Source organism: Corynebacterium sp. HMSC06G04, from assembly GCF_001807365.1.
GTDB classification, from domain to species: domain Bacteria; phylum Actinomycetota; class Actinomycetes; order Mycobacteriales; family Mycobacteriaceae; genus Corynebacterium; species Corynebacterium simulans.
In genome coordinates this window covers 142,412-166,314 of sequence record NZ_KV788618.1, presented here as the reverse complement: position 1 = coordinate 166,314, position 23,903 = coordinate 142,412, and the positions used below count along the sequence as shown (strand labels likewise).

Annotated in this window: 24 protein-coding genes and 1 pseudogene; 12 read left to right on the top strand and 13 right to left on the bottom strand. The window is 60.0% G+C overall.

What is annotated here, in order from left to right:
- Positions 1-49 precede the first annotated feature (49 nt).
- From HMPREF3158_RS08620 to HMPREF3158_RS08600, 5 genes are read left to right on the top strand one after another with little or no spacing between them, the layout of a single operon-like run.
- Positions 50-1,534: an ABC transporter substrate-binding protein gene (locus HMPREF3158_RS08620; RefSeq protein ID WP_070498088.1), complete on the top strand. Its 1,485-nt coding sequence runs from the start codon at positions 50-52 to the stop codon at positions 1,532-1,534.
- Complete coding sequence (locus HMPREF3158_RS08615) at positions 1,531-2,460, top strand: ABC transporter permease (protein WP_083323804.1); 930 nt, start codon at positions 1,531-1,533, stop codon at positions 2,458-2,460. Before HMPREF3158_RS08620 ends, HMPREF3158_RS08615 begins: the two co-directional genes overlap by 4 nt.
- The gene (locus tag HMPREF3158_RS08610) at positions 2,457-3,260 is read left to right on the top strand and encodes an ABC transporter permease (RefSeq protein ID WP_070498085.1); all 804 of its coding nucleotides are present in this window, start codon (positions 2,457-2,459) and stop codon (positions 3,258-3,260) included. The genes HMPREF3158_RS08615 and HMPREF3158_RS08610 overlap by 4 nt, the downstream gene beginning before the upstream one ends.
- Positions 3,257-4,669 carry an ATP-binding cassette domain-containing protein gene (locus HMPREF3158_RS08605; RefSeq protein WP_083291063.1) on the top strand — a complete coding sequence of 471 codons (1,413 nt, stop codon included), beginning with the start codon at positions 3,257-3,259 and terminating at the stop codon, positions 4,667-4,669. Before HMPREF3158_RS08610 ends, HMPREF3158_RS08605 begins: the two co-directional genes overlap by 4 nt.
- Positions 4,670-4,682: 13 nt before the next feature.
- A complete protein-coding gene (locus HMPREF3158_RS08600; RefSeq protein ID WP_070498082.1) occupies positions 4,683-6,365 on the top strand; it encodes an FUSC family protein in 1,683 nt (560 codons plus the stop codon).
- On the opposite strand, the gene HMPREF3158_RS13285 is transcribed toward HMPREF3158_RS08600, so the two are convergent.
- The 3 genes from HMPREF3158_RS13285 to HMPREF3158_RS08590 are packed head-to-tail and all read right to left on the bottom strand — an operon-like array spanning position 6,339 to position 8,436.
- Positions 6,339-6,473 carry a hypothetical protein gene (locus HMPREF3158_RS13285; RefSeq protein ID WP_256366449.1) on the bottom strand — a complete coding sequence of 45 codons (135 nt, stop codon included), beginning with the start codon at positions 6,471-6,473 and terminating at the stop codon, positions 6,339-6,341. The two genes, HMPREF3158_RS08600 and HMPREF3158_RS13285, sit on opposite strands and share 27 nt — an antisense overlap.
- Before the next feature lie 53 nt (positions 6,474-6,526).
- Entirely contained in the window at positions 6,527-7,153 is a 627-nt protein-coding gene (locus HMPREF3158_RS08595) for a response regulator (protein ID WP_061924020.1), read from the bottom strand.
- On the bottom strand, positions 7,150-8,436 hold the full coding sequence (locus HMPREF3158_RS08590; protein WP_246816200.1) for a sensor histidine kinase: 1,287 nt from the start codon (positions 8,434-8,436) through the stop codon (positions 7,150-7,152). Before HMPREF3158_RS08590 ends, HMPREF3158_RS08595 begins: the two co-directional genes overlap by 4 nt.
- A 54-nt stretch (positions 8,437-8,490) precedes the next feature.
- Here HMPREF3158_RS08590 and HMPREF3158_RS08585 point away from each other — a divergent pair, with 54 nt between their 5' ends.
- Both HMPREF3158_RS08585 and HMPREF3158_RS08580 read left to right on the top strand, forming a co-directional pair.
- Positions 8,491-8,934 (top strand): hypothetical protein, encoded by a 444-nt coding sequence (locus HMPREF3158_RS08585; protein ID WP_070498080.1) that lies wholly within the window; start codon positions 8,491-8,493, stop codon positions 8,932-8,934.
- On the top strand, positions 8,934-9,740 hold the full coding sequence (locus HMPREF3158_RS08580) for a PrsW family glutamic-type intramembrane protease (RefSeq protein WP_070498077.1): 807 nt from the start codon (positions 8,934-8,936) through the stop codon (positions 9,738-9,740). The genes HMPREF3158_RS08585 and HMPREF3158_RS08580 overlap by 1 nt, the downstream gene beginning before the upstream one ends.
- Here the strand turns inward: HMPREF3158_RS08580 and HMPREF3158_RS12575 are convergent.
- Positions 9,637-10,269 (bottom strand): response regulator, encoded by a 633-nt coding sequence (locus HMPREF3158_RS12575; RefSeq protein ID WP_083291062.1) that lies wholly within the window; start codon positions 10,267-10,269, stop codon positions 9,637-9,639. The two genes, HMPREF3158_RS08580 and HMPREF3158_RS12575, sit on opposite strands and share 104 nt — an antisense overlap.
- Positions 10,239-11,342, bottom strand: coding sequence for a sensor histidine kinase (locus HMPREF3158_RS08575; RefSeq protein WP_070498075.1), 1,104 nt, complete (start codon positions 11,340-11,342; stop codon positions 10,239-10,241). The genes HMPREF3158_RS12575 and HMPREF3158_RS08575 overlap by 31 nt, the downstream gene beginning before the upstream one ends.
- Before the next feature lie 65 nt (positions 11,343-11,407).
- On the opposite strand from HMPREF3158_RS08575, the pseudogene HMPREF3158_RS13400 reads away from it, so the two are divergent.
- A pseudogene (locus HMPREF3158_RS13400) lies at positions 11,408-12,013 on the top strand (lysostaphin resistance A-like protein); the annotation flags it as partial.
- A gap of 122 nt (positions 12,014-12,135) precedes the next feature.
- On the opposite strand, the gene HMPREF3158_RS08570 reads toward HMPREF3158_RS13400, so the two are convergent.
- The 3 genes from HMPREF3158_RS08570 to lepA form a co-directional block, all read right to left on the bottom strand.
- Positions 12,136-13,482 carry a M20 metallopeptidase family protein gene (locus tag HMPREF3158_RS08570; protein ID WP_061924032.1) on the bottom strand — a complete coding sequence of 449 codons (1,347 nt, stop codon included), beginning with the start codon at positions 13,480-13,482 and terminating at the stop codon, positions 12,136-12,138.
- A 53-nt stretch (positions 13,483-13,535) separates the two neighbouring features.
- Positions 13,536-14,651: an HNH endonuclease gene (locus HMPREF3158_RS08565; RefSeq protein ID WP_070498072.1), complete on the bottom strand. Its 1,116-nt coding sequence runs from the start codon at positions 14,649-14,651 to the stop codon at positions 13,536-13,538.
- Between the two features lie 161 nt (positions 14,652-14,812).
- Complete coding sequence (gene lepA / locus HMPREF3158_RS08560; RefSeq protein WP_070433020.1) at positions 14,813-16,663, bottom strand: translation elongation factor 4; 1,851 nt, start codon at positions 16,661-16,663, stop codon at positions 14,813-14,815.
- A gap of 18 nt (positions 16,664-16,681) precedes the next feature.
- On the opposite strand from lepA, the gene HMPREF3158_RS08555 reads away from it, so the two are divergent.
- The 4 genes from HMPREF3158_RS08555 to HMPREF3158_RS08540 all read left to right on the top strand — a co-directional run bounded on the left by HMPREF3158_RS08555 (position 16,682) and on the right by HMPREF3158_RS08540 (position 19,861).
- On the top strand, positions 16,682-17,221 hold the full coding sequence (locus HMPREF3158_RS08555) for a type II toxin-antitoxin system PemK/MazF family toxin (RefSeq protein WP_062037877.1): 540 nt from the start codon (positions 16,682-16,684) through the stop codon (positions 17,219-17,221).
- A 185-nt stretch (positions 17,222-17,406) separates the two neighbouring features.
- Positions 17,407-17,670 carry a 30S ribosomal protein S20 gene (gene rpsT, locus HMPREF3158_RS08550; protein ID WP_062037875.1) on the top strand — a complete coding sequence of 88 codons (264 nt, stop codon included), beginning with the start codon at positions 17,407-17,409 and terminating at the stop codon, positions 17,668-17,670.
- A gap of 123 nt (positions 17,671-17,793) precedes the next feature.
- Complete coding sequence (locus tag HMPREF3158_RS08545; protein WP_210386639.1) at positions 17,794-18,636, top strand: DNA adenine methylase; 843 nt, start codon at positions 17,794-17,796, stop codon at positions 18,634-18,636.
- Complete coding sequence (locus tag HMPREF3158_RS08540) at positions 18,623-19,861, top strand: type II restriction enzyme (protein WP_070498069.1); 1,239 nt, start codon at positions 18,623-18,625, stop codon at positions 19,859-19,861. Before HMPREF3158_RS08545 ends, HMPREF3158_RS08540 begins: the two co-directional genes overlap by 14 nt.
- On the opposite strand, the gene HMPREF3158_RS08535 is transcribed toward HMPREF3158_RS08540, so the two are convergent.
- Genes HMPREF3158_RS08535 through HMPREF3158_RS08515 form a run of 5 tightly spaced genes read right to left on the bottom strand, consistent with a single transcriptional unit; the run spans position 19,848 to position 23,900 of the window.
- Positions 19,848-20,486, bottom strand: coding sequence for a LysE family translocator (locus HMPREF3158_RS08535; protein ID WP_070498067.1), 639 nt, complete (start codon positions 20,484-20,486; stop codon positions 19,848-19,850). The two genes, HMPREF3158_RS08540 and HMPREF3158_RS08535, sit on opposite strands and share 14 nt — an antisense overlap.
- Positions 20,483-20,851 (bottom strand): ankyrin repeat domain-containing protein, encoded by a 369-nt coding sequence (locus tag HMPREF3158_RS08530; RefSeq protein ID WP_061924057.1) that lies wholly within the window; start codon positions 20,849-20,851, stop codon positions 20,483-20,485. Before HMPREF3158_RS08530 ends, HMPREF3158_RS08535 begins: the two co-directional genes overlap by 4 nt.
- A gap of 10 nt (positions 20,852-20,861) precedes the next feature.
- The gene (gene holA, locus HMPREF3158_RS08525; RefSeq protein ID WP_179294328.1) at positions 20,862-21,809 is read right to left on the bottom strand and encodes a DNA polymerase III subunit delta; all 948 of its coding nucleotides are present in this window, start codon (positions 21,807-21,809) and stop codon (positions 20,862-20,864) included.
- A 10-nt stretch (positions 21,810-21,819) separates the two neighbouring features.
- A complete protein-coding gene (locus HMPREF3158_RS08520) occupies positions 21,820-23,271 on the bottom strand; it encodes a ComEC/Rec2 family competence protein (protein ID WP_070498066.1) in 1,452 nt (483 codons plus the stop codon).
- Complete coding sequence (locus tag HMPREF3158_RS08515) at positions 23,268-23,900, bottom strand: ComEA family DNA-binding protein (protein ID WP_070498064.1); 633 nt, start codon at positions 23,898-23,900, stop codon at positions 23,268-23,270. The genes HMPREF3158_RS08520 and HMPREF3158_RS08515 overlap by 4 nt, the downstream gene beginning before the upstream one ends.
- Between the last annotated feature and the right edge of the window lie 3 nt (positions 23,901-23,903).

Sequence of the window (23,903 nt, the reverse complement as noted above, 5' to 3'; positions counted from 1 at the left end):
CCCCCGAGGGACATTCGCTTAACCGAGCCGAAACGCTTAACCTGCTTACATGAAGAAAGTACACCTAGCGCGTGCAGCGAGCGCGCTGGTTCTCGGGGCGTCGCTAAGCGCGTGCTCAGCCGGACACACGGCGGTCAAACCCACCGCCAGTGATTCGCTGACCATTGCCGCAACCGGCGCTGCTACCTCTCTCGATTTCACCAACGTCGGTGGAGCTGCCATCCCCGCCGCACTCATGAGCAACGTCTACGAAACCCTCGTACGCATCGAAGGCGACGAGATTGTGCCAGGCCTCGCCGAAAGCTGGGATGCAAAAGACACCACCTATACCTTCCACCTGCGCCGTGGTGTGCAATTTAGCAACGGCGACGAATTCACAGCCGAGACCGCTGCTTATTCCATCAACAACGTGAAGGAAAAGTGGACCAACGGCATCTCCAAGCAGATGGAGGTAGTAGAAAGCGCCAAGGCGCTGGACAAATACACGCTGCAGGTAAAGCTGAAGAAGCACTCGAATAGCTGGCTGTGGTCCATGGGCACGGCAATCGGTGCGATGATGACGCCAAACGCCATGGATTTGGCCACCCAGCCCGTGGGTACGGGCCCCTTTGAGCTTGCCGGATTTGCGCCCGGTGAATACATCTCCCTGCGCCCGCACCAGAATTACTGGGGCAAGGTGCCAAAAGAGCAGGTGACCATCCAGTATTTCCCCGATGCAATCTCTTCGGTCAATTCCCTAAAGTCCGGCGGCGTCGACGTGGTTTGGGCGATGCAGAACCCAGAGCTGCTCGATAACTTGGGCGAGGGAATCCGCACCGCCGTAGGCACCACCAACGGCGAGGTACTGCTTTCCATGAACAACAACGCCGCGCCTTTCGACGACCCACGCGTGCGCCGCGCAGTGGCCTATGCCGTCGACCGCAAGGCCGCGAATCAGATTCTGTGGGACGGCCTGGCCAAGGACACCGGCGGCGCGCCCGTACCTCCTACCGACCCATGGTTCAACGAGAAGGACTATTACCCTTACTCCCCGCAGCGCGCGAAGGAGCTTTTGCAAGAAGCCGGCGCCGAGGGCGCGCACATCACGATTACCGCGCCGACCCTGCCCTATGCCCAGCGCGTCTCTGAGCTTTTATACTCGCAGCTAACTGAGGTCGGCTTCGACGTCACTCTCGAATCCGCCGAGTTCCCCGCAGTCTGGCTGGGCCAAGTCATGGGCGCGAAGGATTACCAAATGTCCCTGGTCTCCCACGTGGAGCCGCGCGATATTCCGACGCTCTTCGGCAACCCGGACTATTACCTGGGCTATGACTCGCAGAAGACCCGCGACCTGCTTTCCGCTGCGGATTCCGCCCCGGAGAGCAAATACGCCGCGGGCATGGAAAAGGCCGTGGACCAAATCATGGCCGATGCCGGTGCGCTGACGCTGATGAACATGCCCAACATCGTCCTCTACCGCGATGGCATCGAGGGCCTGAACCCGAACCAGGTAACCGACGCCATCGAGCTGGCAGATCTCAAGGAGGCACCGTGACCTATCTCAAGGCTCTCGCCAAGTTCGTGGTGACCTTGTTCGCCGCCTCCATCGCCATCTTCCTGCTCATGCGCGCAGTCCCGGGCAACCCGGCGCGCGTGGCACTGGGCGTTAACGCCACTGACGACGCCGTCGCCGAGCTGACCACCGCCTTGGGCCTCGACCGCCCGCTTTTGACGCAGTACTTCGATTGGGTCGGCGGCCTGCTCAGCGGCAACTTCGGCACCTCCCTGGCCTCCCAACAGGACATCACTCCGCTGGTGGTTGACCGCGCGCAGGTCTCGCTGATCTTGGTGGGGCTGGCGATCCTCTTGGCCCTCGCCGGCGCCGTGCCGATTGGCATGTGGCTGGCGCGCACGGGCAACACGTTCGTCTCGGCACTGACCCAGATTGGCATCGCGATCCCAAGCTTCCTCGTGGGCATCATCATGGTGGCCTTCTTCGCGGTGCGGCTGGGTTGGCTGCCGGCCAATGGCTGGATTCCGCCGGACCAGGACTTCGGTGGCTTTATCGCCCGCCTCATCATGCCAGTGATCTCCCTGGCCTTGGTGCAGGGTGCGATGCTCACCCGCTACGTGCGCTCCTCCATCGTGGATGTGATGGACCAGGATTACATCCGCACCGCCCGCGCGCTGGGTCTATCCCACGCGGAGGCGCTGCGCCGCCACGGCCTGCGCAATGCGGCCCTGCCGGTGCTCACGGTCACGGGCCTGCAGCTGACCACGCTGATTGTGGGTGCGGTGGTCATCGAGTCCGTCTTCGTCATTCCTGGCCTGGGCAGCATGCTTCTCGACGCCGTGTCCAACCGCGATCTCACCACCGTGCAGACCCTGGTTATGCTGTTGGTCTTTTTCACGTTGGCAATCAACTTGGCCACCGACTTGGCCTACCGCGTAATCGATCCGCGATTGAAGGAGAAGCGATGAAGAAATTGGGTTTCGTTCTCGTCGGTATCACCGTCCTCCTCGCGGCGGTCTCCCTTTTCTGGACGCCTTATGCGCCGAACATCGCCTCGCCCGATTTGCTGGCGGGCAGCTCCGCTGAGCATCTCCTCGGCACTGATCGCTTTGGTCGCGACATCGCCTCACGCCTGATGGTCGGCGCACGCATCACGCTCTTCGTGGGCGTCATCGCCGTCGGCATTGCCGCGCTCATCGGCGTTCCGCTCGGTGTGGTGGCGGGCATGCGCCGCAATAGCATCCTCGACTCCCTCATCATGCGCGGCTCCGATCTGCTGCTGGCTTTCCCTGCCTTGCTACTGGCCATCATCGCCGGCGCGGTATGGGGTCCGTCGACGATTTCGGCCATGATCGCCATCGGCATCGCGGGAATCCCTTCCTTCGCCCGCGTGGCGCGCTCTGGCACCCTGCAGGTGGTCACGCAGGACTTCATCGCCTCGGCGCGCGTGTCCAAGGTTCCAGCGCCCACCATCGCGGTGCGCCATATCCTGCCTAACATCGCCCCGCTTATCATCGTGCAGTCCTCCGTCTACTTCGCACTCGCGATCCTCGCCGAAGCCGGCCTTTCCTACCTGGGCCTCGGCACCACCCCGCCCACCGCGTCGTGGGGCCGCATGCTGCAAGATTCCCAGTCCCTGCTGGCCAGCCATCCCATGCAGGCCTTCTGGCCGGGCCTTGCCATCGCCGCCACGGTGCTGGGCTTTAACCTGCTTGGCGACGCCCTGCGCGACATCCTCGATCCCCGCCTGAAAGGAGGCCAGCGATGAACCGTCCCATGCTTTCCGTACAAGACCTGCGTATCCGCACCGGCAAGGAGACCATCGTTGGCCCGCTCAGCTTTAGCATTGAGCCCGGCCAACGCCTGGGCATCATCGGTGAGTCCGGCTCCGGCAAGTCCCTGACCGCGCTGTCCATCATGGGCTTACTGCCAAAGAACCTCCACGCTGAGGGTTCCATCGAGTTTGGCGGACGCGAGCTCGTGGGCCTACGCGACCGCCAGGTGCGCAAGCTACGCGGCGCCAACATGGCGATGGTCTTCCAGGAGCCGATGAGCGCGCTTGATCCGCTCATGCGCGTTGGTAAGCAGCTGCGCTACGCTGGCGCGTCTGCTGAGGCGCTCAACGAGGTGGGCCTCGATCCGACCCTTGCCGCGCGCTTCCCGCACGAGCTGTCTGGTGGCCAGCGCCAGCGCGTAATGATTGCCATGGCCATGGCCCGCAACCCCAAGCTGCTCATCTGCGACGAGCCCACCACGGCCCTCGATGCCACCACGCAAGACGACATCCTGGATCTCATCATGGAACTGACCCAGCGCCACAACACCGCGCTGCTGTTCATCAGCCATGACCTACGCGTCATCCGCCGCATGTGCCCTGAGACGTTGGTCATGCAGGACGGCCAGATCGTCGAATCCGGCGCGGCGCTGGACAACCCCCAGCACCCGTACACCAAGCACCTCATCGCGGCCTCCCAGTCCAAGCCAGCCGCCACTGAGCCGAAGCTCGGCGAGGTTGTCATTTCCCTCGACCACGTCACCAAGGCTTACGGCTCCACTACTGCGCTTTCCGACGTCTCCCTCGAAGTACGCAAGGGCGAGCGCATCGGCGTCGTCGGCAGCTCCGGCTCCGGTAAGACGACGTTGCTCAAGCTCATCACCGGCCTTGAGCAGCCGACCTCCGGGTCCGTGAAGGTGGAAGGCCGCGTGCAGATGGTATTCCAGGACCCGCAAGGTTCCCTCAATCCACGCATGCCGATCTGGAAGATCGTGGCTGAGGGCTCGCCCACACCGGTCACGCGTGCCGAGATTACGAAAGTCTTGGCGGAGGTCGGCATCGACGAGAATGCCTTGGACCGCTTCCCCCACGAGTTCTCCGGCGGCCAGCGCCAGCGCATCTCGATTGCCCGCGCGGTCATCGGCAACCCGGACATCCTCCTCGCCGACGAAGCGGTCTCCGCCCTCGACGTGTCCGTGCGCGCCCAGGTCCTCGAGCTGCTTGAGAAGCTCGTTGAAAGCTACGGCCTGACGCTGGTGTTCATCTCGCATGATCTGGGTGTGGTCAAGCAAGTGTGTTCCAGTCTGACTGTCATCCACCATGGTGAGCTGGTCGAACGCGGAGTATGGTCCGCCCCACAGCACCCGTATACCAAGTCGCTTCTTAAGGCTGCGCAGGAGTAACGTATGCCGCGATATGAGCGAATTGATTGAGCATCCCCTACCGCAACGCCCGCGCCCGCTACAGCTTTTCACCGCCTACAACTCTTCGGTGACTCGCTGGCCGGGCGCGATGCGTGCTGCTCTCGCCATCGCCATTCCCGGCGCGCTCGCCATCCTCACCGGCCACCCCGACGCCGTGCTGTTGGTCACCGCAGGCGCGATGTCCGTCATTTACGGCGAGGGGCACCCCTATCGCCCCCGCCGTTGGGTGATTCTCACTGCGGGCGTGCTCCTTACCTTGGCCGCTACCGTTGGTTCGCTGGTGGGTGAGCTCGTCTTCGCCCCGGGCCACGGACACTGGTGGCTTTTGCTGTCTGCGGCCTTTGCTATTTTCATTGGCGCGCTCGGCGCCTTCCTGCAGAATGCGCTACGCCTGCCGCCGCCGGGTTCCTTCTTCGTGGTGATGGTCGGCGGCGGCTCCACCATGCTCGCGCGCACCGACATCACCCCCTTTGCGGTCGCTGCGTGGTCCATTGCGGGTGTCATCGCTGCGTACTGCCTGGGCATGCTGCCTCGCTTCCACTCCCCGCACGGTCCGGAGGCCCGCACTGTCGCGACCCTAGAGAAGGCAACTGACGCCTTTGAGAACTCCACAACCGACGTCTTGGCACGCCACCATCAGGCACAGACGGCGCTGGCGAATACGTGGCAAGCGCTTTCCGACGCCGGTATCGTCCGCGGCGGCCGCGTCATCCAAACATCACAAGGCCACCTCGTGGAGCGTGCCCTTGCCGCGCAGAACCGCATCGTGCAGCACAACCAGTCGCTGGAACTCTCTGCCAACTCGGATGAGCTTTCAGACTCCCCGACCTACGTCGACCCAACCCGCACCGCCATCCCGCACACCAAGCCGACGATGCGCTACCGCATCTACCGCGCGTCGGTGGGCAACTCGCATGCGGTGGTAACGGTAGAAAAGATTCTGCTTGCGGCCATCGCCACCACGCTCGTGGGCCTTGCACTGGGCCTAGACCGCCCGGACTGGGGCGCAGTTTCCGTGCTGCTTCTTCTGCAGTGGGGCCCGGACCACGTGCCCGGCACCATCCGCGGATTGCAGCGAATGGTGGGCTCGCTGCTCGGTGTGTGCGTGTTCTACCTCATTGCGTCCTTCGGATTAGCAAGCTGGACGCTGCTGCTCGCGCTCGCTGCCTGCCAATTCTGCGCGGAGATCTTCGTGGTCAAGAACTACGCCATCTGCGTCATCTTCTCCACGCCGCTGGCGCTGCTCATGGGCCATACGGCCGATCACTTGGCGTTCACGGCCTTCTCCCGCATCTGTGAGATCGCGCTGTCGGTGGTCTTTTCCTTGCTGGTGCTCTGGCTATGGAAGCCGCGTGCCCAGCTGACCAACCATTACCGTCTGCAGGTCCGCTGCCAGGAAGCAATCACCAGCCTGCTGGGCGCACTACTTTTCTCGACCCCCGACGAGTCCCTGGCCGCTCGCCGCGACCTGCAGTACGAGCTGCTTTCTGAGCGCCGCTCCATCCAGTCCATTGCAGTCAACCACCCGCAACACGTGGGTGATTTCTGGCAGCGCCACCTTGCCCTGCAGCATGCGGGCTATTTCATCTTGGATTATTGCTCAATTCACCCGGACGAGGTTCCGGGTGACATCAACGCACTGGTATCCCTAGCGCGAATAGACTTCGAAAAGTAGAGATTTATCGAGCACATGCTCTTCGATGCGCTCAAAGACCTCAAAAGCCGATAGCAACTCGGCGTCTGCGACATCGTACGAAGAATCATCAAAATTTGGCAGTTGCATTCGTGGCAATCCAATCCATTAGAAACTCTGATTCCCCGATACTAGCGGATAAGCTAGCGCTGCTCCAGCACCGCAATCGCGATATGCACGCGGTTCGTGCCGCCAATCTTTTCCAAGATGTGCTTGATGTGCGTCTTAACCGTGGCCACAGAGACATAAAGCTGCTCCGCGATTTCATTATTGTCCAGCCCCTTCGCAACCAGCTGCGCCACCTCGTTTTCGCGCGCACTCAAATCCGCCAGGACGAGCGGCTCTTGCGGCTGAGCATGCGGAATCGCCAGCAGGTTCTGCAGCGCTTTTGGGCTAAGCAGCTGCTGGCCCTGCGCGGCCGCCCGCACTGAGGCGACTAATGCCTCAGGCCCCGTGGCCTTCAGCAGAAACCCCATCGCTCCCGCGTGCAAGGAATCGACGATGAATTCGTCGGTGTCGAAGGCCGTCAGCATCACCACAGGAATGTCGGGCACTGCCGTCTTCAGCTGCGCCACCGCCTCAATCCCGTCCATGACCGGCATACGGATATCCATCAGCACAATATCCGGGCGTTGTTGCGTAATCAGCTGCACGCCATCGCGCCCATTGCTGGCCTCGCCCACCACTTCGATGTCGCCTGCGCCCTCTAGAATCAGACGGATGCCGCGGCGCAGCAGCTCCTCGTCGTCGACAAGCACTGCAGAAATCATCGTTCCTCCATTGGCAAATACAGGCTCCAGCTAAACTCTTCGCCATCTTCTACGTCTAGGCGCCCGCCCACCAAGCGTGCGCGTTCGCGCATTCCGATAAGCCCATTCTCGCCGCCGCTTGCCGACGCCCCTTCTACCTTCCGGTTGCGCATCGTCACCCGAGCCAAAGCACCATCTTGGGCTACCTCGATCGCAATCTTTTGCCCTGGCGCATGCTTGCGCGCATTCGTCAGGCCTTCTTGCACGGCACGGCTCAACGTATGTACACCCATAGTCGAAATCTTATCTAAGCAATCATCGCGGTACTCAAGCGTGACCTTGGCACCGGCGGCGTGCGCCCGCACTACGTGTTCGTCGATGCTGGTGCGCGGGTCAATTCGATCATCGATACGCAAAGAGCGAATGACCTGCCGCAGATCGGTCACCGCCTGCTCGGCCTCTTTTTGGATAGTCGTAGCGGATTCCGCCACCTGCTCCGGCGGCAAATCCTTCCGGTACGCCAGTCCACCGGCATATACAGAGATAAGGCTTAGCCGATGTGAGAGCGAATCGTGCATATCGCGGGCGATGCGGTTGCGCTCATCCTGGCGAACTTTTTCGTTTTCTGCTTCCAGGGTCTGTTTATTCAGCTCCGCGCGCGCCACCAGCGTGGCCTGACGTTGCCGGCGACTATGGCGCGCGACGCCTATCAACAGCCCTGATAGAACCAACACGGCCCAGACTAAGGCATACCCGAACAACGCCATAGGCACGGTTTCGAAAGAGTCCGGCTTATAAACCTTGACGCCATAACTTAAGGTGAGCACCGCCGTTGCTACCAATGTCCAGCGCTTGCTTCCACGCGAGACCAGAGAAACATAGGCAACGAAGACCGTCAGTGATAACTGATGCAGTCCCGCCGAAGCGCAAATGATCACCGCGCTGACCAGCGCGGAGACCGGACCAGGATAGCGTTCGTAAATGCTAAACTCCCGCGGCACGTGCCGCAGCGCAAAGGCCAGCAAGACCCAGGTGAGGATGCTCACCGACGTCCCAATAACGGCCTCAGTAAGGATGCGATCATCCCACGAATTGCCAGAGCGCTCGTCGAAGCGCAGGAGCATCGCACCCATCGTGGCTATATCAGCCAACACACACACGGCGACGATGGCGGCACGCCGCCACCGCGTTACCCCGTTTAACGTGTTGAGATAGGTGGCATGCCGCTGCTTTTCAATCCAGTTCTTAATCTTCGACTGTGCCGTACTCATCTCCACCCACAGTAGTAGGAGGCCTAGAGCCACAAATCCACCCTGGGGTGGATTTAACGCATAGCCGTTCTCCGTAGCGTCGGAGACATGGACAAGAAAGTATTAACAGCCCTAGCCGCAGCTACTGCGTATTTCGTGGCAGTGCCGGCGGCAAGCGCACTGCTGCCTGAGCCCACTACCCCGACAAGCGCCGTCGCCTTCCACGATGTCGCCATCACCGATCTGGAATGCGCGCAAAGCCCGACATATCTTAACGACTCCCCCCGATGGGAATGCGGGGATACCACCATCGGCGCTGACCCCGGCCAGACCTTCGGGAAACCTGAGACTGCGTTACTACGAAAGCACCGCTATATTCTCGATACCCCTTTCCTCTCGGATGCCCCGGTACGTCAGCCTCAGAAAAATCTCTATCGCCTCGACGAAGGCGACAAGGTAACTATCCTGTACGACTCCGACGATAAGAAGCTGTTCTTCCATCTCGAGGGGCCTGACGCCGCCCGCTATGCAGACAAAATGGAGGTCAAATAATGAAATACCTATTTTATGTGCTCGCTACCGCGGGTCTCGCCTACTCCGTGCACTTCGAGTTTAACCAGTCTTACGTCACCGCCAGCCTCATCGCTGCACTCATCCATGTGGCGATCTGGACTTGTGCCTCCTGGCTCGCGTTCCGAGGCCACCGCGGCACGGCCCTAGGCATGCTCTGGGGCGCGGCGTGCACCGGCCCGGCTGTCTTCTTCAACTCGCACTTCACCACCATCTTGGAAAAACTACAGTTGCAGTGGCTAGATGCCGCTGGCTTCGCGCCAATTACTGAAGAGACTCTGAAGTTCATTGGTGTTCTGCTCATCTGTACTTACTTCATTAAGCCCCAACGCACTCGCGACTTCGTCTACGTCGGTATCGCCGTAGGCATGGGCTTTGCGATCGTGGAGGATTGCACCTTCATCGCACACCTAACGCTGAAAGACCTCGACTCAGATCTCATGGGCGCCACTACTGGGGTGCTCATGAGGTTTATGAGTTGCACCTTCGCACACTCCCTCTTTACCGGCATCGCGGCATATGGCTTGGCCCGTGGCCGCGCACTCGCCGGTTGGATGGGCGGCGTCACGGTTCACTTCTTCACGAACCTCTTTCCCTCGCTGGATGCCACCTTCCCGGAGAGCCTCTGGCTGCCCATTGCAACTTTAGTGGTAGTGGGGGCAATCTGGATCGCAGCGCTCTGGTTTATCGTCCGCCAAATACGGCAATCGCGACGTGAACGCGGCTCGTCCCGCCGAGTTTCTTCAAAATCTTCTGCACGTGAGTCTTTACTGTCGGTAGCGAAATAAAAAGCTGCTCTGCAATCTGTTGATTGCTTAACCCATCTGCCACCAGCTCCGCAATCTCCATCTCGCGGTCGCTAAGGTGCGCCAGCCGCCTGTTCTTCCGCTTTGGCCGCGGGGAGAGCAGGCGTTCAAGTACCTCGCGGCTGAGCATCGGTTGGCCTGCCGCAGCCGCGCGAATGGAAGCAACAAGCGCTTCCGGTGGCGTCGATTTCAATAGGAATCCAACGGCACCGGCTTGGAGCGCATCGACAATAAATTCGTCGGTATCGAAAGCGGTTAACATCACCACAGGAATCGACGCCGGCAACTTCCCCAGCGCCTCGATACCATCCATGACGGGCATGCGAATGTCCATGAGCACGACGTCGGGAAGCGCGTCCAACACCACTGCTATCGCATCCTTGCCATTAGAGGCCTCCCCCACCACCTCGATACCGGCATTGGCCAGCATGAGCCGCAGGCCACTGCGCAATAGCGCCTCGTCATCGACCAGCACCACCTTTAGCGCTTCGTCGGCAGCTGCAATTCCCATCCGAATTCATCTCCCTCCAGCATCCGAAATTCTCCTCCGATAAGTTCCGCGCGCTCAGCCAGACCCCGCAGCCCAAAGCCACGCCCCACTGGACCCGTATGCGGGTTGGATACGGTGAGCACGAGATTAGGGCCGCGCTTGGCGACGTCGAAAAGCACCGGCTTTCCCCGCGCGTACTTGCGAGCATTGGTGGCTGCCTCCTGGACCGCTCGATACAACGTGTGCTGGCCTAAGGTATCGAGCCTTTCTACTATGCCTGGATCAGTGGAATAGCGCAGCTTAACGTTGTCATCTCGAATGAGCGTTTCGATGCTTGCTCGTGGATCTTCTGTTGCCTCCTGCCGCAGAGCATAAAGCACAGCGCGCAGATCCTGCACTGCAGCATTCGCTTCTTGGCGAATCGTCTCCGCCGCCGCGGAATACTCCTTGGGAACCTGCTCATTCTGAAAAGACAATGCCCCTGCATGCACGGCAATCAGCGACAACCGATGCGACAGTGAATCGTGCATGTCACGCGCTATCTCTTCCCGAATTTCGCGCTGTAGATTCTGTTGCTTCTCGCGGTTCTTGCCGCGCTGCATGCCGATCAGAAGCACGATTACGAGTACTGGAACGATGCCAAATTCCAACCAGCCTTCGAACTCACTCGCAGGGTTGAGAGGATAGACAGCGAGATAGCTAAGCGACGCCACTACTGCCGCCACCGACCACTTCACGGACCTCCGTGATGTCATGGACACCATGGCCACCAGCTGAGATAGCACGGCAAAATAAGAAAAGCCGCAAGCAATCACGACAACCCCGCAGACGAAGGTCTTCCGCGTTCCTGGGAAGTCAGATTTCTCCAGCTCCCGCGGATCATGAGAAATGGCCCATGGCAGCAAACCGCACGAAACCACCCCAGCGATGAAACTCAAGCAAACGAAGCCGGCATAGGCTCTATCGGTTTGCGGATCGATGTTGGGCACCCCCATGTCTTCTAAGTCGATGCCGATACCGATCAGCCCAAAGCAGCACCCGCCTAGGACGCAGAGCACGACGATGAAAGCTACCTGCCAACGGTTCCTAGTCATGATTCATACCTTAAAGGCCGCAAACTCATTCTTAGGGATGATTAATTACCAGCGACTGTTTAGTCATGACTTTTCATCGCTGTTTAAAACGCCCGATCCTTTACTTCTTCTTTTGGGCGGTGCTGAGCGCCGTGCTCTTCGTCGCGCTCATGATCGGTTACGCAATTTTCGCGCCAGACTCAAATCTCGACGACATGAACGCGCCGCTACCTTTTTGCATCATGATGCTCTCCATCATTGTGTTCCTCCCAGGCGCCTTTTGCCGACGCCGGCCCGGTAAGGTGTGGTCAGGCGATGGTCGGTTTCGGTGGCATTATGCCCGGCGCGCCCTTCTCGTGTCGTTGCCCGTTACGCTGTTGAGCTTTCTTCCGATTCTCCGAAATGGATTCTCCCCTGCTCCAAACGCTCTATTGATGCTGGGGCTGGCGGTCATCTTGGTGCCGCTGCAGTCAGTGACGGAGGAAGTTATCTTTCGCAGTCTGCTTCCCCAGGTATTCGGCCGGTGGCTGCGCTCGCCGTGGTTGGCCTATTTGCCCTCGATTCCGCTATTTGTGGCAGGCCATACTTATAACTGGATCGGACTTGTTGACATCTTTGTATTCGCCGTCTGTCTAAGCGTACTCACAGTGATAACGAACGGAATCGAGTACGGATGCGTGATTCATGCGTGCAATAACTTCGTCTTCTTTACTGCTGGCATCTTGGGCTATGTGGACGTTAACGCTGAGAATGTGGGGTGGGGCCAAACCCTGCTCAGCGCATTGACCTGCATTGTTATCTCGGCAATCTTGTACTACTCAACGCCCTCCACCGCAGAGCGCATCACTCTTGTTGCCGGCGAAGGATGCGCGTCTTCGGCAGCCAAGCGCTCAAAGGCTACGGCGGCGAGTGCTGCGGCTTGGTCACCGAGCACCGAATCATCGAACCTTGCCAGCGGCGAATGATTCCACTCGCGCAGGTGCTCCGGGGTATCCGGATTGACGGTGCCGAACCACATGAAGGTGCCAGGTACCTGCGCTAGTACGCCGCCGAAGTCCTCCGAAGCCATCATGGGTGTTTCCATCGGAATGACATTTTCTGCTCCGAACATGCCACCCCACAGCGTCGCGGCAAATTGATTCTCGCGCGGGTTGGTTTTGGTTGCGGAATACAGAACCTCGAAATCCACCTTCGCGGTGCATCTATGCGACGCCGCGACAGAACTGGCCACTTCCACAACCATCTGGCGCACTTGCTCAATCTTTTCATCGCGCAGCACACGCACTGTGGCGCCGAGCATGGCGTGATCAGGGATGACGTTGATGGCGCCGTCGCCAGCGCGCAGATTAGTCACCGTGATGACGATCGGCTCGTTGGCGTCGAAGCGGCGAGTCAGTGCAACCTGCAAGGCCATCTGAATTTCCCCCAGCGCTGCGACGGGATCGATGGCGTCATGCGGCCGCGAACCGTGGCCGCCCTTGCCATAGACAGTGATCTTCAGATTCGACGATGATGCCATCATGGGCCCGGAAATATGGTGGAAAGTGCCGCGATCCTGCGGGCCGACATGCAGGCCATAAGCAGCAATCGGACGGCGCCCCGCCGCATCGAGGACGCCCTCTTCGATCATCGGGAGCGCACCACCGGGGCCTTCTTCGCCGGGCTGGAACATGAAAGTGACGTCGCCAAGCAAGTGCTCCTTCTGCGCGCACAGCAACTTCACCGCTCCGATGAGCCCGGCGGTGTGAAGGTCGTGGCCGCACGCGTGCATCATGCCGTTGGTGGAAGCGAAAGGATCGCCCGTCTGCTCACGGACCGGCAAGGCGTCCATGTCTGCGCGCAGCAGCACCGAAACCGGCCGTGGGCCGCGCTTGCCGCCGCGAAGGACCGCGACCACGGAGCTTAAATCCTGGCCGACCTGAATCTCCAACGGCAGGCCTTTGAGCGCCTCGAGGACCTTCTTTTGCGTCCGCGGAAGCTCGAGCCCGATTTCTGGGTTCTGGTGCATATCCCGCCGGAATTCCTGCAGCTGCGGTAAGAGCTTTTGGCCTTCCTCCAAGAACACCTCACTGGCAATGCGCTCACCAATCTTGGCAGCGGTAACTGGCAGCGGTGGAAGCTGCTGGCCGTGGCGAGGTGCCTTCTTCTTGATGGGTTCCATGAATCAATCCTTCCCGGGTTTGACCATCGAGCCTACATGGGACCTACCCCGTATCAAGCAAAGGAGAGTACCCCTCCTCTCGCTTCCCAGGCTTCCATCCTTTGGGCAACGGTTTGGCGCCAGTTCGCGGTGTCTGGCACGAGCACGCCCTCTGGGGAATTGGATTCCCAGCGGCCGTCTTCGAAGAGCCAATATATCTCCCCGGTAATTGGGTCCATGATGTAGAAAGCCCGGCCATCAGTCTTGATGTTGTGGCAGTGCTGGCAGAGGCTGACCAAGTTATCGGTGGAAGTTGGGCCATTTTCGCCATAGGGAACGCGGTGATCGAGCTGGTTGCGGTGGGCTGGCTTACTGCATCCCGGGCCGCGGCAGGTTCCATCGCGGGCCTCCACGAAGGCGCGAATGCCGGCGGTGGGACGATAAGTCTCGGTCTGTGCTGGCGCGATGTTGCGATAGGAGGCATCTGCAGGCGGGGTGACGTAGCCATAGCCCGGAGCGAACGCGAGGGTGGTTTCTGCCTGCTGGAAAAGGTTAATCACGACCTTTTGTTCAACTGGCTCGAGCACGCAGGAAGCAAGTGCGCGAGCGAAGGAAATTCCTTCGTCCTCGGCGCGTTTGCGGACGACGCGGTCGATTTTTTCGGCGGTCACGGCGTCAAGGTTGGCTGTAAACTCCCCGCGGCCTGCATGACGCTCGAGTTTATAGCGGTCACGTTCTTCTTCGTCTTCGCCCTTCAAACAATTGTGCAAAGAGAGGACATCAGAAATTACGCTGCGGATGCGCGAAGCCTCCGGCAGGCGCTGGTTTGCGCGGCTGGGCGTAAACAATTCCTCCAAGGCGTCGTCGATATGAGGCAGGACACGCTCCTCGACGCCTTGCAGAGCCCTGCCGACGGCGAGGATTCGGTCAAAATCAAGGAACCAATCGAGCTTATTGAGACGAGTAAGTTTCGGTAGAAAAGAAAGTTTGCGGATGCCGTAGTAAAGATGTTCGGCTTTATAGGAAGTGATGCCGAGGCTGCGTGAGACGTCGTTGAAGGCTAGGTCAGCGTCGTCGCCAGGTTGTGGAATGATCGATTGCAGTGCGAGCCAGTTGAGGCGATTGCTTTCCGTAAAAGCCTGCCCGGCCTGGTTCTTTGGATTCAGTGGAGCGAAGTAAGGTCCGTCCATCGAAGTCTCCTAGGTTTATTTTCCATTATCCGGCGATGCCGGTCAGCTTCCCCTCCAAGCTGTACAAACCCAAGATATAATACACCCCGGACATCCGCAAGAGTGTTCGAAAAATTAGTCCCCCGGCTGCCCCAGCCCCGGGGACGTCGATAAGCGCAGTATTAGCCCTCACCGTCGGTAGAAAGCGCCGCCACGAACGCTTCCTGCGGAACAGATACCGAACCGATGGACTTCATGCGCTTCTTACCAGCCTTCTGCTTCTCCAGCAGCTTACGCTTACGAGAAATATCGCCGCCGTAGCACTTCGCCAGGACGTCCTTGCGCATAGCGCGGATATTCTCACGCGCAATGATCTTGGAGCCAATGGCGGCCTGGACCGGAACCTCGAACTGCTGGCGCGGAATGAGCTCTTTAAGCTTCTTCGTCATCTTGTTGCCGTACCACTGCGCCGAATCGCGGTGAACGATGGCAGAGAAGGCGTCGACCGGATCACCGTTGAGCAGGATATCCACCTTGACCAGATCAGACAGCTGTTCCCCAGCCTCTTCATAGTTCAGCGAAGCATAACCCTTGGTGCGAGACTTCAGCATGTCGAAGAAGTCGAAGATAATCTCACCCAAAGGCATGGTGTAGCGCAGCTCTACGCGGTCTTCAGAGAGGTAGTCCATGCCGCCCATCTGGCCGCGCTTGGACTGGCACAGCTCCATGGTTGGGCCCACGAACTGCTCCGGCACAATGATGGTCATCTTCACGATTGGCTCGTAGACCTCGCGCAACTTGCCGCTCGGCCAATCCGAAGGGTTGTGCACGAGGGACTCAGCGCCGTCTTCTGCAACCACGCGGTAGGTAACAGAAGGCGCGGTGGAAATCAGGTCCAAGCCAAACTCGCGCTCCAAGCGGTCGCGCGTGATTTCCATGTGCAAAAGGCCCAAGAAGCCACAGCGGAAGCCAAAGCCCAGAGCAACAGAGGTCTCTGGCTCGAAGGTCAAGGAAGCGTCGTTTAGCTGCAGCTTTTCCAGCGCATCGCGTAGGTCTGGGAAGTCCGCCTGGGAGATTGGGAAAAGGCCCGAATAGACCATCGGGTTCGGGTCCGCATAGCCCTTCAGCGGCTCTTCAGCGCCGTTGGTTGCCCAGGTAACGGTGTCACCGACCTTGGTCTCACGCACATTCTTCACGCCCGTAATCAGGTAACCAACCTCGCCCGGACCCAAGCCCTCGCACTTGCGCATGGTCGGCGAGACGATGCCCACCTCCAGCAGCTCATGGTTTGCGCCCGTAGACATCATGGTGACCTTCTGACGCGGGGTCAGCTTGCCGTCCATCATGCGGATATACGTGACGACGCCGCGGTAGGTGTCATAGACGGAGTCGAAAATCATGGCGCGCGCGGGGGCGTCGGCAGGCGCATCCGTGGTTGGCGCTGGCACCAAATCCACGAGCTTATCGAGCAGCTCCTCGACGCCCTCGCCCGTCTTGCCGGACACGCGCAGGACGTCCTCCGGCTCGCAGCCAATGATGTTGGCGATCTCGAGGGCATACTTCTCTGGATCCGCAGCGGGGAGGTCAATCTTGTTGAGGACCGGGATGATCTCCAGATCATTTTCCATCGCCAGATAAAGGTTGGCGAGGGTTTGCGCCTCGATGCCTTGGGCGGCGTCGACAAGCAAAATAGCGCCCTCACATGCCTCGAGCGCGCGGGAGACCTCGTAAGTAAAGTCCACGTGGCCCGGCGTATCAATCATCTGCATGACGAACTCCTCGCCCGCATGCTCACCGGTGCGCGGAACCCAGGGCAGACGCACGTTCTGCGCCTTAATGGTAATGCCGCGCTCGCGCTCGATATCCATGTTGTCGAGGTACTGATCACGCATGTCGCGCGCGTCAACGACCTGCGAGAACTGCAGGATGCGGTCAGCCAGCGTCGACTTGCCATGGTCGATGTGGGCGATAATGCAGAAGTTTCGAATCTGGGAAAGATCCGTAAACGTAGTGGCCGCAAAGTTTTTAGACATACGTCTACAATAGTCGACATGACTAGCGGCAACCCACTTACCCGCTTAAGGCAGGCGCTTGGCATCGCAGAACGCGAGCCAGTCGACGTCGGCCTTGCTCACATATCCAACAGGCTAGGCATGAATAATGCTGCTGAGCACCGTGAACCCCGCAAAGCAGCAAAGATTCGCATCGAAACCACCTCCTCGCATCCGCGCACCGTTTGCTTCTCCCCCGACATGGATGGCCAGGCCGATTCCGGCGAGGTGGTGTGGGTCTGGGCGCCTTCCGACGGCAAGCAATCACCGCCGCACGAACGCGCCGTGCTCATCATCTCCCGCACGCGCACCACTGTTTTGGGGCTTTTGATCTCCCCAAATCCAAACCACGCGCACGAGGAAGAATGGCTCGACATCGGCACTGGCGAGTGGGACGAAAGCGGCAGGCAGTGCTGGGTACGCCTTGATCGCATCCTCGAAATCTCTGAGGAAGAATGCCGCCGCCAAGGCACTCTTTTCCCGGAGCGCCGCTTTGAGCGCATCGCCAACCGTTTGCGTTCCCGCTATCACTGGGCGTGATTTGGGTTTTACCCCAGCTCCTGCTAACTTCTTCTAGGTTACTTACTTTCCGGGCGCGTTGGTCGGGGCGGTCAGGACCTTGGGTCCGCTCATCGAACATCAACGCCGCGCATTAATTCAGATGCAGGACATGTCCGGCAGGTTGGTTGCAGTTCAATCACTTTCGATTCCAAGAGGTAATTCAAATGGCAAACATCAAGTCCAAGAAGAAGCGCATTCTCACCAACGAGAAGGCACGTCAGCGCAACAAGGCTGTTCGTTCCGCAGTCCGCACCGAGATCCGCAAGTTCCGCGAGCTTGTCACCGCAGGCGACAAGGAAGGTGCGGAGAAGCAGCTCCGCGTTGCTTCCCGCGCACTGGACAAGTCCGTGTCCAAGGGTGTCTTCCACCGCAACACGGCTGCCAACAAGAAGTCCGGTATGGCTAACGCCTTCAACAAGATGGCCTAAGCTTTTTAAAGCCTGACTGTTAATGCCTTTCCTCGCAAGAGGGAGGGCATTTTTTAATCTCCACTCCGAAAGATCCGCACTGATTTTCGAACGTGTCCGGCGGGCACGCTAGGATTTTGAGCTATGAGTCTTGCCAAGCAGCACACCATCAAGCCGCTCCTCAAGTGGGTCGGCGGAAAGCGCCAACTCCTGCCCGCAATCCACGCTGCCCTGCCGGAGGTTAACCATTACTACGAGCCCTTCTTGGGCGGCGGCGCGGTGTTGTTTTCTTTGACCCCGGAAAAGGCCACGGTCAACGATCTAAACTCTGAGCTCATCAACGTCTACGAGACCGTGCGCGACGATGTTGACGGACTCATCTCATTGCTAAGCACCTATCCCAACGAGGAAGACTTCTTCTACGAGATGCGCGGCAAAGACCGCGATTCCTCCTTCGCACACATGACGCGCACCGAGCGCGCCGCGCGCACCATCTACCTGAACAAGACCTGCTACAACGGCCTCTACCGCGTCAATAATGCCGGGCAGTTCAACTCCCCCTTCGGCCGCTACGCCAACCCCGCCATCTGTGACGAAGAGACCCTGCGCGGGGTATCGGGGTACCTCAATGACAACGAGGTTTCCTTCCACACCGGTGACTATGCCGCCATCTTGCAAGACGCCAAAGAGGGGGACTTTGTCTACCTCGATCCTCCCTATGACCCAGTCAATCCCACAAGCAACTTCACCGGGTATCAGTCCGGTGGCTTCGGCCGCGAGGATCAGCTCCGCCTTAAGGAAGTCTGCGACAAACTCGACGCAGCCGGCGTGAAGTTCCTGCTATCGAACTCCGCCACGGATTTCATCCAGGAGATCTATTCCGCCTACGAGATAGACATCGTAGGGGCCACCCGCGCCATCAATTCCGTGGCATCCAAGCGCGGCAAAGTCGACGAAGTATTGGTGCGTAACTATGGCACGGCTTAACGACGTCGCGTGGCAGCGCATCCTCGACGCCGAGACCTTGGCACGCATCGAACGCGAAGGTTTCGTGGAATTTAGCGCCAAACAGCTCAAAGAAAAGGGTGGCCGAGAGCCGCGCCTTCTGGCCAAACATGACTTTTCTGCTTCCCGCCCGGAGATTTTCCAGGAGCACAACTTAAGCATCTTCCCCATCCGGCGCGATGGATACGTCGTGGGCAACTTCGACGTCTACGAGCCTTTTCCGGAGACCGTGACGCCGCTTAAGACGCTGCCCGTTCCGCAAGGGGTTGAATCGCTTGACTTCGACAACTTAAGCTCCGAGACCCTCGTGCTCAATGCCGCGGTGATTGCGGGAGTGCTGCAGGATTTCCTGGGCGTCGATAAGCTGCATGCCACCGTGGCTGGGCGCATGTCCACCGGCACCGTCAGCATGCGCCTGCGCGGCGAGGAGCTCGTGGTGGACCGTGCGCAGATGGAAATAGACGGCGGGTTTGAGGCGCCCGAGTGCCTGGTGCTCATCGAGTGCAAGAATCACATCTCGCCCGATTTCAACATTCGCCAGCTTTATCTGCCTTTCCGGCGTTTTAGCCAACAGCTGGGAAAGGAAGTTGTGCCGGTATACCTGGTCTATTCCAACGGCATCTTCCACCTGTATCGCTATCGTTTCAGCGATGCGGAGGATTTCCGCAGCATCCAGCTCGAGGCCGCCGCACGTTATATGCTCGGCGAATCCGAGCTCAACACCGAATCCGTCAAGGCAGTCCTACGGCGTAGCAGCCCACGCGAGGCGGACATTCCCTTTCCCCAGGCCGATTCCTTTGCGCGCGTGGTCAGCCTCTGGGAGATGCTGCCACTGCCCAAGGCGGAGATTCCCGAGCGCTTTGGGTTTAGCCACCGCCAGGCTGACTATTACTTGAATGCTGGCCGTTACTTGGGCCTAATGCGCATTGAGGATGAGCTGGTCGAGGGAATCGAGCTGGCCGATACCCGCGACGGGCGCAACCTACAGCTCATCGAGGCGCTAGCTAGCCGGCCTGTCTTCCACGAGATGGTGGCCGCCGTGGCTGAGAAGCAGCGCATGCTGAGCAAGGAAGAAGCCGTGGCCATCATGGAGGCGGCCGACCTAAATATCTCTGGTTCTACGCTTCCCCGCCGCGCCCAAACCGTGGTGGCGTGGTCGCAGTGGGTGGCAGAGCTTTTCGCGCCGCAGCAACTTAGCCTGTTATAGCGGCAATAATTAGGCCCACACCGGCCACGGCGAAGAAACAACCCGAAGCGATGTCGATGATGGGTCCGGCGGCAAGAAGGCGGCGTCGGATAGCGTTGGTGGAAATCACCGTTGCAACGGTCACGAAGACCAAGTAGCTGGAAATGCCCATGCTCAGCACGAGCCCCGCGGCCAGCCACAGCGGCGGGTGCGGCGGCAGCAAAGGCGCGATCATCGCCGCCAAGTAGAGCACGATTTTCGGGTTCGAAAGGTTGGTGAAAAGCCCTGTGCGGAAGACTTGCTTGACACTACCCAACCGCGATACCGCCTCGTCTAAGTTCAACGCCGGCTGTTTGCGCTGCGCCAGGCCCGTGCAAACATTCTGCAGGCCCATCCAGATGAGGAAGCAGCCGCCGATGCCCTGAATGAAGCGGAGCAGCCCCGGGAATGCGGTCAGCAACGCCGCCGCGCCGAACACCGTGAGCGTGCACCAGAAAAGCACGCCGACCTGAGTGCCCGTGACGGCCGCAACCGCATGCTTGCGCGAGCGGGTGGCGTAACGGGTCACCAGTACGATGTCTGGTCCCGGCGCGAGGGCGCCCACCATGTTCATGGCGATGAGGAACGCAAACGCGGACCAGCTCATGAAAGGCGCTCGATCAAATCTTCGCGGCCGAACATGCGGGCAGAATCCAAGGCATTAGGCTGGCCGGCCTGCGGATCGGCACCGGCTGCTAAGAGGGCTTCGATCACCGCATCTTCCTTCTTAAAAATTGCGCCTGCCAGCGGGGATTGATTGCGGTCATTGAGCAGGTTCACGTTTCCGCCTGCGGCAGCTAACTTGGTCACGAGCTCCGCATGGCCGTTGTATGCCGCCAACATGACGAAGGACTGGCCGTCCTGGTTGACCATGTTCGGGTTCACGCCTTGGGCGATGTACTCCAGCAACGTGCCGTCGCCATTGCGTGCGAAATCAAAAAGCTTCGAGGCAAACTCTTGGATGTCTTCCATGCGAAATAGTTTATCGCGCAAGCTCGGCTACTCTACGCACAGCGGCCTCTACCGCAAACTCTTCGTCGCCGCCTTGGCCTTTGACTGCGGCATCGAGCTCGGCCATGAGCACCACTGCCTTGTTCACGGAATCCTCCGACCAGCGGCGCGCCACCGGGTGAGTCAGCTTCACCACGTAAGGAGCAAGGCCGGTTGCCTTGGCCAAAGAGTATTGGTCGCCGCGGGCGGAATAGAGCCTGGCGATTGCGCCTACCTTATTCGCCAGCGCCGCCGAGATGGCAACGGGCGAGGCACCTAATTGGAGAGCGCGCCGGCACGTGGAGACGGCGGCTTCCACGCGCCCGGCTACGGCGGCGTCGGCGATGTCCCAATTCGCCACCTCAGCCACGCCGACGTAGTAGTTGTGCACGGCCTCGCGGGTGACGTTGCCGTTGGTATCGAAGACCAGCTGGGAAATCGCCGAGGCCAGCTCACGCAGATCGGAGCCCACGCCATCGAGCACGGCCTGGACGACGTCGGGGGTTGGCCGTACCCCGTGCGAGGCGAACTCGCGGGTGGCCCAGGTACCCAGCTCGTTGGGATAGAGCGAGAACACCTCGTGCACCTCGCCTACTTTGCGCAGCTTGGCAACGAGCTCTGGTGGCCTCTTCTTGCCTTTGAGAGTTTTGGCCGTCACGCTGTAGATGAGCACCAAGGTCATGCCGGGGCCTGGATCGGCGACGGCCTTAAGGAGGATTTGGGTGAGTTCCTTGCCCACCTTTTCGACGTCGCTGATGACGATGACGCGGTTATCACCAAACAGGGAAGGGCTGGTCGCCATGGCGATTTCCCCCTCCGAGACCTCAGAAGCCTTGAGGCGGACCACCTCGACTCCCTCCCCGGCCGCCTTCTGGATGGAAAGGCGGGCACGTTCGGTGAGGAATTCGTCGTCGCCAAGGATGAGATGGACCTGATTCATAGGAGCAATTCTAGCGGTAGAAAACTGCGATTCCATCTGCTGTGCGCGTGGGGTAATCGGGCGGCGAATCTTGCGTAACAATGATGCTGCGTGTGCCCGGCGGAATGGGCTCGATGTCTTCCTCGGTGGCCACCACATGTATCGGTTCCTGCGGGGTATCAAAGTGCCTCGGCCACAGGAATGCAACCACGCAGGCAAGTGTGAGCAATGGGCGTTTGTAGAGGATGCCCGCCACTATCCAGCCGTAGCCCAGCAACACCAGGAAAGGGCTAGCGTCAACGGTGCTGACCGGCAAGGCCGCGCAGCCGCGGGCGATGGTGTTGATCCACCAGGTAAAAGGCTCGGCTAGGCGCAGCACCCCGGCGCCCAACACGGAAAGCGGGCCCAGCTGCGCGAAGAGGGCTGCCAGCAATCCCAAGATGGTCACGGGAGCAGTCGCGGGAGCAACCAGCACGTTTGCAAGTACCGAGACCACCGATACCTTGCCGGACATCAGAGCGATGATCGGCATCGTCACGAGGTCGGCCGCAATTGCCACGGCGAGCGCGCGGACGAAGATATCCGGCCATCCAATCACCGCCAGGTGGCGATAAAGCAACGGCGAGAGCGCCACGATTCCGGCGGTCGCCGCCACCGACAACGCAAACCCGAAGTTCTTGGCCAACTCGCTGTCGATAAAAAGCAGCACGATGATAGCCAGGCTGAGCCCATGCATCGGCTCCATGCGCGCGGAGTTTAAAACCGCGAGTAGTCCCACCAGGCCCATCACGGCCGCGCGCTGGACGGAAGGCTCAAACCCCACCAAAGCCACGAAGATGCACAATGCGCTAAGCGACGCCGCGACCCGCAGCCGTGGCCCTTTCACCAACAAGGCGGCAGCGCTGCACACGATGGCCACGTTCGAGCCGGATACCGCGCTCAAATGCGACAACCCGGTGTCGATATAAAGCTGCTTTTCTGCCGCCGTCTGCAAGGTGGTATCCCCCAGCACCATGCCCGGCAGCAGGCCTTGTGAGGAAGGGCCAACGCTTATGCTGACCAGCTCGCGGAAGTTCTCTGCCACGTGCGCGGCCAAAGAATCCGGCGGGGTAAGCGAAGTGATGGTGCCATGGTCCACGGTCACTTGGGCCCCGGCTGGAGCGGGTTCGTCGCTAAACACAGGTACCTGAAAGGGATAGCCAGGCACGCGCAGGCGCAGCAGCCAGCCAAAGCGCACCTCGGTGGGCTCAGTTATGACGGTGCCGGTCAGGACGTCGCCAAGCGGGCCCGCGCGGGAAATGCGCACCTTAGTCACGGCGATGGCCAAGGCGCTAAGGCCCGTGGTGAGCACCGCCTGGCCGCGCTGCCAGAACCACAGGACTAGACAGACTAGCGGCACTAAGGAGCACCACGCGCCGTTAAAGCTTAAGAGCGTGGCCAGCCACACCGCACACGCGGCCGGCAGCAGGCGCAGCTGCCTCATAATTGCACCTGGTCTTTGAGCGCTTCGAACTTTGCAGGCCCAATGCCGCTTATCTCCATCAGCTGCTCTACGGAAGTAAAACCGCCGGATTCCTCGCGAAAGCTCAAAATAGACTCCGCCGTGACCTCTCCTACTCCTTTCAACTCCATAAGCTGCTCCTTGGTGGCTGAGTTCAGGCTGAGCAGACCGCCTTCCTGCGGCTCGCCCGGTGCTGGGGCGGGTGCGGGCAGGCCGACGACGATTTGCTCGCCGTCGTTAAGCCGTTTGGCCAGGTTGAGGTTGAGGAGGTCCACGCCGGGGCGCGGGCAGGCGTGATCGAGGGCGTCGGCAATGCGGGCGTCCGGCGCCACCGTGACAAGGCCGGGGTTTTCGACCTCCCCCACCACGGAGACCACCAGGGAGCTCGGTGCAGCGGCGCTGCTCGTAGCCTCGGAAGCGGAAACCGCATAAGGATCGTTCCGGCTCGTAATACCCAGCCACGTCAAGACACCCGCAGCAACCAACACCGCGATGGTGCAGGCAAGCCACGGCGGAATACGCACACGCGGGCGCGGATAGGTGACGTTGAGCAGGTCTTCTTCCCCGGTGGGGCGGGTTAGTTCCCGAAGACGATCGCTAATATGCGGCATGCC

Bases quoted from the DNA above. Each gene is read 5' to 3' on its own strand.
- HMPREF3158_RS08620 (WP_070498088.1), top strand. From the start codon at position 50: ATGAAGAAAGTACACCTAGCGCGTGCAGCGAGCGCGCTGGTTCTCGGG.
- HMPREF3158_RS08610 (WP_070498085.1), top strand. From the start codon at position 2,457: ATGAAGAAATTGGGTTTCGTTCTCGTCGGTATCACCGTCCTCCTCGCG.
- HMPREF3158_RS08605 (WP_083291063.1), top strand. From the start codon at position 3,257: ATGAACCGTCCCATGCTTTCCGTACAAGACCTGCGTATCCGCACCGGC.
- HMPREF3158_RS08600 (WP_070498082.1), top strand. From the start codon at position 4,683: ATGAGCGAATTGATTGAGCATCCCCTACCGCAACGCCCGCGCCCGCTA.
- HMPREF3158_RS13285 (WP_256366449.1), bottom strand. From the start codon at position 6,473: ATGCAACTGCCAAATTTTGATGATTCTTCGTACGATGTCGCAGACGCC.
- HMPREF3158_RS08595 (WP_061924020.1), bottom strand. From the start codon at position 7,153: ATGATTTCTGCAGTGCTTGTCGACGACGAGGAGCTGCTGCGCCGCGGC.
- HMPREF3158_RS08585 (WP_070498080.1), top strand. From the start codon at position 8,491: ATGGACAAGAAAGTATTAACAGCCCTAGCCGCAGCTACTGCGTATTTC.
- HMPREF3158_RS08580 (WP_070498077.1), top strand. From the start codon at position 8,934: ATGAAATACCTATTTTATGTGCTCGCTACCGCGGGTCTCGCCTACTCC.
- HMPREF3158_RS12575 (WP_083291062.1), bottom strand. From the start codon at position 10,269: ATGGGAATTGCAGCTGCCGACGAAGCGCTAAAGGTGGTGCTGGTCGAT.
- HMPREF3158_RS08575 (WP_070498075.1), bottom strand. From the start codon at position 11,342: ATGACTAGGAACCGTTGGCAGGTAGCTTTCATCGTCGTGCTCTGCGTC.
- HMPREF3158_RS08570 (WP_061924032.1), bottom strand. From the start codon at position 13,482: ATGGAACCCATCAAGAAGAAGGCACCTCGCCACGGCCAGCAGCTTCCA.
- HMPREF3158_RS08565 (WP_070498072.1), bottom strand. From the start codon at position 14,651: ATGGACGGACCTTACTTCGCTCCACTGAATCCAAAGAACCAGGCCGGG.
- lepA (WP_070433020.1), bottom strand. From the start codon at position 16,663: ATGTCTAAAAACTTTGCGGCCACTACGTTTACGGATCTTTCCCAGATT.
- HMPREF3158_RS08555 (WP_062037877.1), top strand. From the start codon at position 16,682: ATGACTAGCGGCAACCCACTTACCCGCTTAAGGCAGGCGCTTGGCATC.
- rpsT (WP_062037875.1), top strand. From the start codon at position 17,407: ATGGCAAACATCAAGTCCAAGAAGAAGCGCATTCTCACCAACGAGAAG.
- HMPREF3158_RS08545 (WP_210386639.1), top strand. From the start codon at position 17,794: ATGAGTCTTGCCAAGCAGCACACCATCAAGCCGCTCCTCAAGTGGGTC.
- HMPREF3158_RS08540 (WP_070498069.1), top strand. From the start codon at position 18,623: ATGGCACGGCTTAACGACGTCGCGTGGCAGCGCATCCTCGACGCCGAG.
- HMPREF3158_RS08535 (WP_070498067.1), bottom strand. From the start codon at position 20,486: ATGAGCTGGTCCGCGTTTGCGTTCCTCATCGCCATGAACATGGTGGGC.
- HMPREF3158_RS08530 (WP_061924057.1), bottom strand. From the start codon at position 20,851: ATGGAAGACATCCAAGAGTTTGCCTCGAAGCTTTTTGATTTCGCACGC.
- holA (WP_179294328.1), bottom strand. From the start codon at position 21,809: ATGAATCAGGTCCATCTCATCCTTGGCGACGACGAATTCCTCACCGAA.
- HMPREF3158_RS08520 (WP_070498066.1), bottom strand. From the start codon at position 23,271: ATGAGGCAGCTGCGCCTGCTGCCGGCCGCGTGTGCGGTGTGGCTGGCC.
- HMPREF3158_RS08515 (WP_070498064.1), bottom strand. From the start codon at position 23,900: ATGCCGCATATTAGCGATCGTCTTCGGGAACTAACCCGCCCCACCGGG.